Below are 13,523 nucleotides of genomic sequence, written 5' to 3'. Positions count from 1 at the left end.
AAGTAAATTAAAAACCTCGCTCAGCATTAACCTAATGCTTGCGAGGTTTTTTTTATGCCGGTTAGTTTTAGATTGAAAATCAGAGCAGAGGTTAGATATGAAAACATAACACCAGTATTTCTAATTCAATCGATGTTAATATCATGACTCTAGAGCGGCTGGAATTGATTGAAAATGGAAAGAGTTATTAGGATTATCCAGCAGGATAGGCTTCGATTAGCAGCAATCGATGCGCTGTATTCTTTAAACCTACCAGACGGTTATCTCGCTGCAGGCTTTGTGCGTAATGCGGTTTGGGATTATTTGCACAGCAAATCCGAACCAACAGAATTGAACGATGTTGATGTTATCTACTTTGATGCGCAAGAAGCAGAACCAGATAAATATCGTGACTACGAATTAAGCTTAAGTAAGTTAGTACCAAGCTTGAATTGGCAAGTCAGAAACCAAGCCTTAATGCATATTAGAAACGATGATGCGCCCTATAAAAGCTCACTCAATGCTATGAGCTACTGGCCAGAAAAAGAGACCGCCGTTGGCATCCGTAAACTCAGTAATGGTCGTTTAGACTGTATTTCTGCATTTGGCTTTGATTCGCTATTTAACTTAGAGTTAACGCACAATAACAAGCGTTCGCTATCGGTTTTTGAAGAACGGGTTAAATCGAAAGGTTGGTTGGGTACTTGGCCGAGTCTTAACATTGTCTATTGACTGAATCTTTATAGGGTGGAGCAGAAATGAATAAGCCAGAGCATTTAAGCCAAGAAATTGCTGATCAGTTTGGCGATAAAAGTATCGTTCAAAATTACGGTTTTCGACCCGCTTATAGTCAATCGGTTATCGATGTGCTCTCTGAAGGTTTGGCTGGCGCGGCGAAAACTATTTTAGATATCGGCTCAGGCACTGGAGAAGTTTCTATTCCGTTAGCGCTTAAAGGGCACAAGGTTACTGGTGTTGATCCATCTGCTGAAATGGTTAAGGCTGCAAGAGCTAAAACCCCGGCTGAGGCGTCAGTTGATTTTGTTCACTCTTACATCGAGCAGTTTAAAACAGAACAGAAGTTCGATCTTTTTGTTGCTGCCAACAGTATTCATTGGCCAGATTGGTCAGTGATGTTCCCATTGCTTAATCAGCTTTCAAATCCAGGCGCTAAGTTAGCGGTTGTTACTGGTGGGGATTTGATTATTGAAGGTATCGAAAATCAAATTATCGATATTGTGAAACGCTATTCAACGACAAAGAACTTTAAACCCTATTCGGTTATCGAGATGTTAAGCGAGCAAGGTTATATAGAAAATTTGAATATTGTTAACCTTCCGGCTGAGACTTTGACGCAATCTACTCATGACTACATTTTATCTTTTCATGCTCGCAATGGTTTTAGCCTAGATAGAATGAATGTGAATCAGGCAACAGCATTTGATTCAGAATTAGAAGCTTTATTAGGTGATAACGGTTATGGCGAGCAAGTAACTGGTCAGGTTAAGTTTGTTGTTACCTTTGCAGAGATCGTCAGCTAATAAATGTTTAATTAGGAGTTTAGTTAATGATGAACATCGAAGTTGTACAGGCAAATTACACAGATGAAAAACACGCAAAGCATATTCCTTATCTGTTGAGCCAATATGCCTGCGACCCAATGGGTGGTGGCAAGGCGTTGTCGGAACATACGATTAATCACCTCTCGGCAGAGCTTGCCAAATTACCGCATGCGTTTAGCGTGATTGTTTATGTCGACGGTGAACCGGCAGCGCTGGCAAACTGCTTTCAGGCGTTTTCTACCTTTGCTTGTAAACCGTTAGTGAATATTCATGATGTTTGTGTGCTTAAACAGTATCGAGGCCTTGGTTTAAGCCGAAAGCTTTTTGATAAAATCGAAGTTATCGCACGCGATCTCGGCTGCTGTAAAATCACTCTTGAAGTGTTGAGTAACAACGAGGTTGCAAAATCAGCCTATACCAACTTTGGCTTTAGTTGCTACGAGTTAGACCCAACTGCGGGTGGTGCGATGTTTTGGCAGAAGTCATTAAGCTAATATCGAATGCCTAGTGTATGATTTTGCTCTGAGCAGCACCTTACGATGTGTATGCTAGGCCTGTTTATTAATGGAAGCTAAAAAGAAAAGGAACTTTTAACATGTCTCACTCAGAACTCACCACTCGATTAAAACAACAGTTTGGCTTTGATGGCTTTCGCGAAGGCCAACAAGAAGCCATAGAACATATTTTGGCAGGCCAGTCTGCGCTTGCGATATTCCCGACTGGTTCTGGTAAGTCGTTGTGTTACCAGTTTAGTGCCCTGCAATTGCCGAACCTGACTTTGGTTGTTTCACCTTTATTAGCATTGATGAAAGACCAACTCGATTTTTTAAAGGCACGTAATATTGCAGCAGCGAGTCTGGATTCCACTCTAAGTTACGATGAGTACCAGCAGGTTATTGCCGATGTTAAAAATAACCGACTAAAAATACTCATGGTGTCAGTAGAGCGGTTTAAAAATGAACGCTTTCGGCTGTTAATGGAAGGCGTGCCGATTTCGCTATTGGTCATCGATGAAGCCCACTGTATATCAGAATGGGGCCATAACTTCCGGCCCGATTATTTAAAGCTGCCGCGTTACAAGCAAGATTTTAATATTCCTCAGGTGTTATTACTGACGGCGACGGCAACTAAAAAAGTCAAACACGACATGGCCAGTAAGTTCGATATAGCGCCCAATGCTATTGTGCAAACTGGGTTTTACCGCGCTAACTTAAACTTACAGGTTTTAGCAGTAGAAGAGCAGCATAAGCCTGTTCAACTGCAACAGATTATTCAGCAGCAGCCAAATCAGCATGGCATCGTCTACGTCACGTTGCAGCAAACTGCCGAGCAGGTTGCTGCCTATTTGCAACAGCAGGGCATTGCCGCCAGTGCTTATCATGCAGGCATGCAAAACGAACAACGCAGTGACATACAAAACCGCTTTATGAATGGTGAAATTCCGGTTGTTGTAGCGACCATTGCCTTTGGTATGGGCGTCGATAAAGCCAATATTCGTTACGTTGTGCATTACGACTTACCTAAGTCGATCGAAAATTATAGCCAAGAAATTGGCCGAGCAGGGCGAGATGGTTTGCCATCCAATTGTTTTGTGTTGGGTAATTTGGACTCGCTTAATACCATTGAGAATTTTGTTTACGGCGACACACCAGAGCAAAGTGGCATTGAAACCGTGCTGGAAGATATTGCAACTCAGCAACAGGATGGCCGCTGGGAAATGCAGCTTTATAAGCTTTCCAACCAAGCCAACATTCGCCAACTGACATTAAAAACCCTGTTAGTGCAGCTCGAAATGCAAGGCGTATTGAGCGCGCTGTACAATTACAGCGCTGAGTATTCGATTAAACTGTTACAAGACCAAGCAACCATTGAGGCTGCTTTCGATGCGCAACGGCGGCCTTTTGTTCAAACCATTTTAAAGCATACTCAGTTTAAGCGAACTTGGGGTGTTGTCGATTTTGATGCCATCTATAACAGCTGCTTAGCCGCCGGTGAAAATGGTGAGCGTAAGCGGGTAATCAGCGCGTTAGAATACTTTAAAGAAAAAAACTGGATAGAGCTTAAGCCTTCTGGTTCTATCGAAGTTTTTGCGGTTAACCCTAGCGCGCTAGATGCTGGCCTAGCTAAACGCTTGGCAGAGTTATTTAAACAGCATGAGCAAAGCGAGATAAAACGCATTGCATTAATGTTGCGGTTTTTACAGGCCGATGTTTGTTTAAGTTATGGCTTAGCAAAATACTTCGACGACCAAAACGCACCGCAACGCTGTGGTCATTGCAGTGTTTGCCAAGGCAATAGCGCTCGCTTTGCGCAATCTCAACATGAAGTTGTTATCGATACCGGGCGATTAAAACAAACCGAACAGGCACTTAGGCAGCATTTGCAAGCGCAGGGCGTTATGGATGTTTCACACGATTTGGTGACTCGATTTTTAGTCGGCATTAACGTACCTGTTTTTACACGTACCAAAGCTAAAAAAATTGCTGGCTTTGGTTCGGCCGAGGCCATGCGTTATGCCAACGTACTACAGGCATTGCAAAGTACTGAATAATGTTGGCGGTCTTTTGATTAGTGACTGTGTAGGTTTTTTAATCCTCTAGCCTGTAAGTTTTTTAATTATAGTAAGCGGAAAACTTAGCTTGCTCGATTTGAAAAAATCAATCGATAGCCGATATCATTTAATGTCTTGGATAGAAGCTTCGGGCAATGTCAGTTGCTGAGTCACACCGAGTGTTTGCACAAAACGCTCGTCGTGGCTGACCACAATAAGCGCGCCCTGATATTGGCTCAATGCCTGCTCTAATGCCAAGGTACTGTCTAAATCTAGGTGGTTGGTGGGTTCATCGAGAATGATCAACTGCGGTGTCACTGGGCCTAATAATTCACAAGCAAGTACGGCTTTAAGCTGTTCGCCGCCACTAAGCTGAGCAAAGGCAATGTCGGCTTTTTTATTGCGTAAGCGCAACCGAGCGAGGCGTTCCCGACCTTGCTGTTCGTTTAGCTTGGGTTGGCGAATTAATAGGTTTTCGATAGCGGTTTTATCCGCAGCAAAGTGATGAACATGCTGTGCCAAGTACATGGCTGGTACATGAACTTGAGCACGGCCTGCCAGCGTGCCTTGCTGTTTGATCAGGCTATTCAGTAATACACTTTTACCGACACCGTTTGGGCCATTAATACGTAAGCGAAAAGCCCCCTGTAAACTCAGAGTTATCGGCTTATGGTTCGCCTGCTGTATACCGGTTACCCAGTTGCTAAAAGTAACAGCCTGCTTGCTGGCAGCTATTGCAGAACCCGGTAATTCAAGACTAATGGGTTCTAAGTATTCACGTTGTTGTTCGGTCTGCAACAACTGGCTTTCGCTATCTTGCTTGCGCTGTTGGCGCATTAATTTTTGCTGCCCTTGGCTGTTTTGTGCAGATTGTTTTAGGCTGTCGCGTAATAATTTATCCATGCCGGTATGTTGAGCTTTGGCTTTTCCTCGTGCGGTGCGCTGTTGTTGTTTTTCGAGTGCGGCTTGTGCTTCGTGAGCTTGTCGTTGCTGTTGCTTGCGCGATAACTCCACCGCGCTCTGTTGGCCTTGCCAGCGTTTATTGCGTGCGTCGATATAGTGTTGAAAACCACCAGAGTGACGATGCACAGCCTGAGGCGTTAATTCCAAAATATGCTCGGCAGCATCGAGTAAGTCACGATCATGGCTAATCACCAAGCGCGGTTTTTGTTGCGACGCTAGCCAGTGCATAAAGCGCTCGCGACCTTGTTGATCTAAATGGTTGGTCGGCTCATCAAAAATATACATATCTGGTTGGGCAAAAACCGCTGCCGCCCACAGTAACCGAAATTGTTCACCGCCGGAAAAGTCAGTCACCAGTTGATTAAACTCAGCGGGTTGAGGCATACCGCTAATACGCAAGGCTTCACTAACAGCGGCAGACTGCTGCCACCAATCTTGCGCGCAGACAAAATCTTGCTCATCAGTGCCGCCTAGCTCGACTCGCTGAGCGGCAGAATAGGCTTCGGCTAAATTAAATAGTTGTGCAATGCTGAGTTGCTCGTCTTCACGTACCGATTGCCGAACGTAATACACCGAGCCCTGCTTGTTTACCGTGCCGCTGGTGAAGTTTAGCTCGCCAACCAGAGCGCGTGCCAATAGGGATTTACCAACGCCATTTGCACCGACTAATGCGGTGAGCGAAGCATCGAGCGTAAAGTTGAGCTGTTGAAAAAGATAATCGCCGTCGTTTAGACGCAACGAAACGTCGTAAGCAGATAAGTGAGCCGCCATGATAGATTCTCCAGTACTGAATAAAGGTAAGTCAGTTAAGTTTGGAAAATCACAGAATCATTGGCGTTCCTTGAGGTTATTTTGAAAGTAAAGATTGATGAAAAAGCTGCATTTCTGAGTTGTATTGAAACGCTGGTGTAGGCTAACAATATCGTTGTATTCTGTCTAGCTGGTTATTTTAAGCGAGCCTACAAGCAAGCAAAAAGGAGTTTAGATGCCAAACACAAGCCAAACAGCAGAAACGCCGATAGACTTTGTTGCGCTTGAACATGCGGCTTTTCGTGCATGGCCTGCGTTGCAGCAAGCCGAGCATCAAGGCGTGGTTTTGCGGTTTGCCAATGGTTATACCAAGCGCGCCAATTCGGCTAATGTGCTTGAGCCGCCACAGGGTGATTTGGAACCTTGGCTTGCTCACTACCAAGCTGCTTTTAAAGCGCAAAACTTGCCCTGTATTTTCCGCTTGCCAACGGTGTGTCAGCAGCAACGGCTGGATGATTTTTTGCAGAGTAAGGGCTTCCGGCAGATCGATAAATCTCATGTTCTGGTGAAATCTTTAATGGTTGATAGTGGGCTAATCGAATCGCTTAACAAATCAGCCTCTGTACGCATGATCGAAAAAACTCATGAACAATGGATTGCCAGCTATTGTGCTATTAACGAGGTGGCGCTTGGCGATCATCAAACACATCTAGACATGCTGAAGCGCATCGAAGACAAAACATTGATGTTGGTGTTAACGGATGGTGAGCAAGAGCTGGCTTGCGGCTTGGGGGTTTTAAGTGGCCAATATTTCGGCCTGTTTGATATAGCCACTAAAAAGATCGCTCGTAATCAGGGCTTTGCCAATCAGCTTATTTCTGCCATGCTCGCTTGGGCAGTGCAACAGGGTGCAAACTATAGTTATTTGCAGGTTGTCGCCGATAATCAGGCAGCCATCCGCCTGTATAAAAAATTAGGCTACCAGCATGGTTATGACTATTGGTATCGTATATCAGCTGAATAATTTCAATAAAAACAGTTCCACTGTGATTAATAATAGAGACAAACAAAACACCAACATTAGGAGAGTAACGATATGGCAACAGTAACATTACAGGGTAATCCGGTTTCGGTAGCAGGCTCTTTACCGAGCGTTGGTTCGCAAGCGCCAGCCTTTTCATTAGTCGGTGCAGACCTAGCGCCGGTTGAGCTTAAAGATTTTGCAGGTAAAAAGTTAATTCTAAATATTTTCCCAAGTGTTGATACCGGCACCTGTGCGGCCTCAACGCGAAAGTTTAACGCCTCTATGAACGAACGTGACGATGTTAGCGTGGTTTGTGTTTCGCAAGACTTACCTTTTGCCTTTGCTCGTTTTTGTGGTGCCGAAGGTTTAGATAACGTGAAAACAGCATCGGCCTTCCGTGCCGAAAGCTTTATGGCAGATTATGGCGTTGCTATTGCCGATGGCCCATTACTGGGTTTATGTGCGCGTTCAGTCGTTGTTATCGATGAATCTGGCAAGGTCGTACATACCGAGCTAGTTGCAGAAATCGCTGACGAGCCAAATTACGACGCGGCTCTTAACGCATTAGCATAAGTTTCTGTTAGTTCTTGATAGCATAGCGGCGTTACATTTAACGCCGCTCTTTATTGCAGCAGGGTAAGAAAGATAGCATGCGAAAACTATTAGCGAAGAGTAATAATGAATAACGTCGTGACTCTCACTGGCTACATCGTTGTACCAGAAGACGAATTAGAACAAGTAATGGGCGCACTAAAAATTCATAAGGAATTAACGTTGCAAGAATCAGGATGCATCAGTTTTTCTGTGCAGCAACGAGAGTCTGAGCCTTGCATTTTTGATGTCGCTGAAGAATTCGAATCTAAACAGGCATTTGAACTTCATCAACAACGCGTTGCTGAATCGGATTGGGGCAGGGTAACTAAAAATGTAAAACGCCATTATCAAGTCAGCGGTGCTTAATGCTAATCATAGCGCTTTAGTAATAGAGGTGTAGCAGGTAGATGTGTAGCAACAGAGGTATTCGGTGGAATCATAAAAGGCCATGACATTTGATTTACCATAGCCTTTTATAAAGAGATGATAGTGAGTTAGTCGTTCATTGCCATAACAATACGCCCAGTAATTTCACCCTTTTCCATATCTGCAAAAACTTCATTAATGTCTTCAAGGTGCTTAACTTCGGTAATGGCTTTAACTTTACCGTCGGCGGCAAATTGCAAACATTCTTGTAAGTCTTTTCGAGTACCAACAATAGAACCAATAACCTTAACACCATTGAGCACGGTATCGAAAATAGGGATGGGCATTTCATCCGGCGGCAAACCAACGAGTACGCATGCACCGCCGCGTCTTACTGAACGATAAGCCTCTTTGAATGCAGGTTGCGATACCGCCGTACAGACCACGCCATGAACTCCGCCTGGGGTTAGTTCGATAATTGCTTCGGATGGACTTTGCTTTTTAAAGTCGATGCAGTGACGAGCCCCGAGAGTTTTTGCCAGCTCAAGTTTTTCGGCTCCAGTGTCAACAGCAATAACATTCATACCCATAGCGACAGCGTATTGAATAGCCAAATGGCCTAAACCGCCAGCACCAATAATCGCAACCCACTGTCCAGGTTTTACATCGGTAACTTTAAGCGCTTTGTACGTTGTTACACCGGCGCAGAATAATGGTGCGGCATCAACATAAGTTAAACCTTCAGGAATTTTAATGGCGTAGTCGGCATGGGCTAAACAGTATTCAGCGTAGCTGCCATCAACGGAGTAACCTGCGTTATGCTGGTCTAAGCAAAGAGTTTCTTTGCCATCTAAACAGTAATCGCAGTGGCCACAGGCACTGTATAACCAGGGTATGCCTACTCGGTCACCAAGCTTTAAGTGGTGAACTTCTGAGCCAACTTCAACGACCTCGCCAACGCCTTCATGGCCTGGTACTAATGGCATTTTAGGCTTTACTGGCCAGTCGCCGTGGCAAGCATGTAAGTCGGTATGACAAACACCACAAGCATGAATTTTAACGAGAATGTCTTTGGCTTTTACGGTAGGGCGAGGTATGTCTTTTATTTCTAACGCGCCCTTAAACTCACTGACAACGGCTGCTTTCATTTATTGTTCCCTCTAGCTATTGATTAATAGGCAAGGGTTATTATTTGTCTTGTACGCAGATGTTTATTGATATTCGTCAGTTTTTTTGGCGGCTAACCGAGTGCTTCTTCACAGCCTAGCGTAAATTTTTTGAGTGATGAAAAGCCCGATGTTATCGCAGGGTAAAAGGCTAGAAAACTGATTGAACTGAGTGGGGTTTTCGAGGGAATTACAACAGCACTCTTGAAGGCGCTGTAATCGAAAAAGCTATTAGGCTGTTAGGTCGTTGTCTCTTTTAGTTTCAACAATATGTCGGCTGGTTGAATATGGATGCATCATTTTAGTTCGTATAATCTGCATAGGATTAGCTTGTATTTGTTTTTCAATATCACCTTGAATCATTGCAGGACAAGGGCTTAGAAGTTGCCGGTGTGAATTTGATTAGCGTGAAGTTAGCTGGCTTGAAGTATGCATGATTGCCATTGTGAATATTTAACGTAATGGTATCGAACGACAGGTTCGATGTAACTGAGGTGTTTTAATGAATATGAGTATCAGAACGACAGCAACTATCGCAATTGGCCTAGCATCGGCATTTTTATCAGCAGAAACGCGTTGGGATATGGCAACGCCTTACGTTGATGCAACGCATCATACACAAAATATTATTCAGTTTGCTCAAGATTTGAACGACGCAACGGACGGTGAATTTGAAATCGTTGTACATTCGGGTGCTTCCTTAGTGAAACACACCGAAATAGCACGTTCAGTTCGGTCTGAGCTGGTGCCAATTGGGGAAGTATTTATTGGCATCATGGGTAACAGTGATCCTATTTATAAGTTAGATAATATTCCATTTTTAGCTACCGACTTTGACCAAGCTAAGGCGTTGTATGCAGCCTCTAAATCAACCTTAGAAGCTAAGCTGGATAAGGAAGGCTTGATGTTGCTGTTCTCTGTACCATGGCCGCCTCAAGGCATTTACAGTAAAGAACCAGTCACTAACATCGATAGCTTTAAAGGTGCTAAATTACGCGCCTATAGTTCAACACTTTCTCGTTTAGCCGTGCTATTAGAAGCCTCACCAACAACGGTACAGACGGTTGAAATACCACAGGCTTTTTCTACGGGTATTGTTGATATGATGATTACCTCACCAACGACTGGTGTTAGTAGTCAATCTTGGGACTATGTTTCTCACTACACTGATGTACAGGCGTGGATTCCTAAAAATATGGTCGTGGTTAATAAACGCGCCTTTAAACGCTTAGATAAAGACTTGCAGACGGCGTTACTTGAAGCCGCTGAAAAAGCCGAACTACGTGGTTGGGCAATGGCCGAAGAAGAAACGATTAGCAAAACGGCAGAACTTGCGGCCAATGGTATGACGGTTTCTGAACCAACAGCAGAACTTAAAACAGCATTGCAAGCTGTGGGCGAAACCATGGCTCAAGAGTGGTTAGAAGAAGCCGGTGCTGAAGGTAAAAAGGTGTTAGATTCTTATTAATTCCTGATCACTAACAAGCCTAAGCCTGTCGCTGTTCATGTTTAATAACAGCGGCAGGCTTTTTAGTTTAACAATACTGGTTTCATGTGAGGGTTTTAATTGTGCGCCAAGTTTTAGATCGGTTTTATAGTTTAACAGCAGTGCTTTCTGGGCTTTGCATTGTTGCTATTTGTTTGGTTATTTTAGCTCGAGTTGTTGGTCGTTGGTTTGGTGTTGAAGTACCTTCTAGCGATGACTTTGCAGGCTTTTTATTGGTTGCGGGTAGCTTCTTTGGCCTTGCTTATACTTTTCGGCAGGGTGGTCATATTCGTGTAAGTTTGGTGATATCTAAACTTTCTACTCGTTGGCAAAAGCGAGCAGATATTTTTGTTTTAGTGCTGGCAAGTCTGTTAACACTTTATTTAAGTTGGTATTTATTTTTTATTACTTATGAATCCTACCTGTTTGAAGAAGTTTCTTCTGGTTACGTACCAGTACCGCTTTGGTTGGTTCAGTTTCCAATGGGTTTCGGCATGTTAAGTTTAGCCATTGCTATTATTGATCAAACCGTGGGTTGTCTTTTCTTTGACCAGACAATTGCCAGTTCTGAAGAGCAAGAACTTGTTGAGCAGTCGGTAATTAATATGCAGCCTCATGCCAATACATCGGGAGACGCATTATGAGCGAAGTTGTTATTGGTATCGTTTTATTAATTACTTTATTTGCGTTGCTTGCGGCAGGTTTTTGGGTGGCCTTAACCTTGGTTGCTGTGTCTATCGTCGGCCTGATGTTATTGGGTAACCCTCGTATTGGTATGCTTTACGCTACCTCAAATTGGGGGGCGATTTCTGATTGGTCGTTAGCGGCCTTACCATTGTTTATATGGATGGGTGAAATTCTGTTTCGGACTCGTTTGTCGCGAGACTTATTTGAAGGCTTAACGCCGTGGCTGAGTCGTATTCCTGGACGACTGCTACATGTCAATATTCTAAGTTGTGGCATTTTTGCGGCAGTGTCTGGTTCTTCTGCGGCAACAGCCGCCACTATTGGACGAATGACCTTACCTGAACTTAAGCGTCAGGGTTATAGTGAAAAAATGGCGATTGCGACACTGGCTGGTTCTGGCACGTTAGGTTTGCTAATACCACCTTCGATAATCTTGATCGTTTATGGTGTTGCTGCCGAAGTTTCTATTGGTCGGTTGTTTATTGCCGGTGCCTTGCCAGGCTTAATGCTGGTACTTCTTTTTATGGGTTATACCAGTCTTTGGGCATTGCGTAATGAACAGAAAGTAAAACATGAAACACGTTATAGCTGGCGTGAGAAATTCAGCGCACTGTTAAAATTATTACCTGTCGCTATCCTTGTGGTCTTCATTTTAGGTTCTATTTATGGTGGTTTGGCGACTCCCACCGAAGCGGCTGCTTTTGGTGTGGTTGGTGCATTGAGCCTGGCTTTAAGTAGTGGCACTTTGAATGTAAAAACTTTTATGGCAAGCCTGATGGGGGCAGTTAAAACGTCCTGCATGATTATTTTAATTCTTGCTGGAGCGGCTTTTTTAACCATGGCTATGGGCTTTATTGGCTTGCCAAGGATGTTGGCTGAACAGATTGGTGCGATGAACCTTTCGCCTTACCTGTTGTTATTCTTCTTAACCTTGATGTTCATTGTTTTAGGTTGTTTTTTGGATGGTATTTCGGTTGTGGTATTAACCACATCAGTGGTATTACCAATGGTGATTGAAGCAGGAATCGACCCTCTATGGTTTGGGATTTATATAGTCTTGGTGGTTGAAATGTCTCAGATTACGCCGCCAGTAGGTTTTAACCTATTTGTGATTCAGAGTTTAACGGGCAAGGATATTCTGTATGTGGCGAAAGCTGCGTTGCCGTTTTTCTTTCTATTATTATTGGGTGTTGTTTTAGTCACCGCATTTCCGAGTATCGTTACTTGGTTGCCAACTTCGATGACGCAAAATTAAACTCAGTTCTATAAAAAAGGCGACCTATAAGTCGCCTTTTTATTGCGATTAAGATTTTATCGGCTTAATCGAGCGTTGCTGCCTTTTTGCATGGCAGCTCGGATTTCTGCTTCGGTGATCAGGTTTAAATCACCACTAATTGAAAGCTTTAATACACTTGCGGCAATAGCAAATTCGATGGTTTCTTGTGGATCGAGTTTTTTGACTAAGCCGTGCACTAAGCCTGCGCCAAAGGCATCACCAGCAGCAACACCTTCCATAACATTCACATTATGGGTTGGTGTTTCATAAAACTTACCGTCGGTATATAAAATAGCCATCCAGTCGCTTTGTTCGACACTATTAATATTACGTAATACGCTAGCAACGGTTTTGCAGTTTGGATATTTTTCAGTAACTGCTTTCATGCCTTCGCGGAAGGATTCTATTTGATCGATACCGGTTGCCATGTTGCCATCAAAAGCTTTAATGCCAAGAGTGGCTTCAAAATCTTCATCGTTAGCAATGCAGACATCAACAAATGGCATAATTTCGGCCATGGTTTTTTGCGCTTGTTCTGGCGTCCACATTTTACCGCGATAGTTAAGATCACAAATGACGGTGATTTTATTTGATTTACAGTAATTTAAAGCCTTGTGTAAGGCTTCTTTTAATTCGCTGGATATCGCTGGGGTAATGCCTGAAAAATAGAATATGTCGATATCTTTTAGCAGCGCTTTCCAGTCAAACTCATCTGCCTTAGCGGTTGCTATGGAGCTGCCGGCACGGTCGTAGACAACGCCGGTAGAGCGTACACCATTGCCCTTTTCAAAAAAGTACAGCCCTAATCGAGGACCTCCACGTAAGATGTTTTGTGTGTTCACACCAAATTTACGCAGCGCACCCATAGCCGCTTCACCTAAAGGGTTTTCGGGTAATTTGGTGAGGTAGCTTGCATCGTGACCCAATATTGCTAGTGAGACGGCAGCATTTGCTTCGGCGCCTCCGTAGGCAGCTTCAAAATTACTGGTTTGTAAAATACGTTCAAAACCGGTTGGTTTTAAACGCAACATCATTTCGCCAAAAGTTAATATTTTCATTAAAGCTCCTTATTGGAAGTAAAGGTAGGTGGTGACTCGTTGCCGAATTATTGTGAACATT

13 protein-coding genes are annotated in these 13,523 nt (G+C 43.7%); 10 read left to right on the top strand and 3 right to left on the bottom strand.

Going from position 1 to position 13,523, the window contains the following annotated elements:
* Positions 1-174 precede the first annotated feature (174 nt).
* The 4 genes from FME95_RS04565 (at position 175) to FME95_RS04550 (ending at position 4,092) form a co-directional block, all read left to right on the top strand.
* Positions 175-711, top strand: a complete 537-nt coding sequence (locus tag FME95_RS04565) for a nucleotidyltransferase family protein (protein WP_147713234.1) — start codon at positions 175-177, stop codon at positions 709-711.
* Positions 712-737: 26 nt separating this feature from the next.
* Positions 738-1,520, top strand: a complete 783-nt coding sequence (locus FME95_RS04560; RefSeq protein ID WP_147713233.1) for a class I SAM-dependent methyltransferase — start codon at positions 738-740, stop codon at positions 1,518-1,520.
* A gap of 26 nt (positions 1,521-1,546) precedes the next feature.
* Positions 1,547-2,035 (top strand): GNAT family N-acetyltransferase, encoded by a 489-nt coding sequence (locus FME95_RS04555; protein ID WP_187265441.1) that lies wholly within the window; start codon positions 1,547-1,549, stop codon positions 2,033-2,035.
* A 101-nt stretch (positions 2,036-2,136) separates the two neighbouring features.
* A complete protein-coding gene (locus tag FME95_RS04550; RefSeq protein ID WP_147713232.1) occupies positions 2,137-4,092 on the top strand; it encodes a RecQ family ATP-dependent DNA helicase in 1,956 nt (651 codons plus the stop codon).
* A gap of 123 nt (positions 4,093-4,215) precedes the next feature.
* On the opposite strand, the gene FME95_RS04545 is transcribed toward FME95_RS04550, so the two are convergent.
* Positions 4,216-5,826 carry an ATP-binding cassette domain-containing protein gene (locus tag FME95_RS04545; protein ID WP_147713231.1) on the bottom strand — a complete coding sequence of 537 codons (1,611 nt, stop codon included), beginning with the start codon at positions 5,824-5,826 and terminating at the stop codon, positions 4,216-4,218.
* A gap of 214 nt (positions 5,827-6,040) precedes the next feature.
* On the opposite strand from FME95_RS04545, the gene FME95_RS04540 reads away from it, so the two are divergent.
* From FME95_RS04540 to FME95_RS04530, 3 genes are all read left to right on the top strand, one after another.
* The gene (locus FME95_RS04540) at positions 6,041-6,829 is read left to right on the top strand and encodes a GNAT family N-acetyltransferase (RefSeq protein ID WP_147713230.1); all 789 of its coding nucleotides are present in this window, start codon (positions 6,041-6,043) and stop codon (positions 6,827-6,829) included.
* Positions 6,830-6,901: 72 nt separating this feature from the next.
* Positions 6,902-7,402 (top strand): thiol peroxidase, encoded by a 501-nt coding sequence (gene tpx, locus FME95_RS04535; protein WP_147713229.1) that lies wholly within the window; start codon positions 6,902-6,904, stop codon positions 7,400-7,402.
* A gap of 105 nt (positions 7,403-7,507) precedes the next feature.
* Positions 7,508-7,789, top strand: a complete 282-nt coding sequence (locus tag FME95_RS04530) for a putative quinol monooxygenase (protein ID WP_147713228.1) — start codon at positions 7,508-7,510, stop codon at positions 7,787-7,789.
* Positions 7,790-7,917: 128 nt separating this feature from the next.
* Here the strand turns inward: FME95_RS04530 and adhP are convergent, their stop codons facing one another.
* Positions 7,918-8,937: an alcohol dehydrogenase AdhP gene (gene adhP / locus FME95_RS04525; RefSeq protein ID WP_147713227.1), complete on the bottom strand. Its 1,020-nt coding sequence runs from the start codon at positions 8,935-8,937 to the stop codon at positions 7,918-7,920.
* A gap of 520 nt (positions 8,938-9,457) precedes the next feature.
* On the opposite strand from adhP, the gene FME95_RS04520 reads away from it, so the two are divergent.
* The 3 genes from FME95_RS04520 to FME95_RS04510 all read left to right on the top strand — a co-directional run bounded on the left by FME95_RS04520 (position 9,458) and on the right by FME95_RS04510 (position 12,383).
* Positions 9,458-10,423, top strand: a complete 966-nt coding sequence (locus FME95_RS04520; protein WP_147713226.1) for a TRAP transporter substrate-binding protein — start codon at positions 9,458-9,460, stop codon at positions 10,421-10,423.
* 101 nt (positions 10,424-10,524) lie between these two features.
* The gene (locus tag FME95_RS04515) at positions 10,525-11,085 is read left to right on the top strand and encodes a TRAP transporter small permease (RefSeq protein WP_147713225.1); all 561 of its coding nucleotides are present in this window, start codon (positions 10,525-10,527) and stop codon (positions 11,083-11,085) included.
* Entirely contained in the window at positions 11,082-12,383 is a 1,302-nt protein-coding gene (locus tag FME95_RS04510; protein ID WP_147713224.1) for a TRAP transporter large permease, read from the top strand. Before FME95_RS04515 ends, FME95_RS04510 begins: the two co-directional genes overlap by 4 nt.
* Positions 12,384-12,439: 56 nt before the next feature.
* Here the strand turns inward: FME95_RS04510 and FME95_RS04505 are convergent, their stop codons facing one another.
* Positions 12,440-13,462: a sugar kinase gene (locus FME95_RS04505; RefSeq protein WP_147713223.1), complete on the bottom strand. Its 1,023-nt coding sequence runs from the start codon at positions 13,460-13,462 to the stop codon at positions 12,440-12,442.
* Between the last annotated feature and the right edge of the window lie 61 nt (positions 13,463-13,523).

This window comes from Reinekea thalattae (genome assembly GCF_008041945.1).
GTDB classification, from domain to species: domain Bacteria; phylum Pseudomonadota; class Gammaproteobacteria; order Pseudomonadales; family Natronospirillaceae; genus Reinekea; species Reinekea thalattae.
This window is presented reverse-complemented; position numbering and strand designations above follow the sequence as displayed.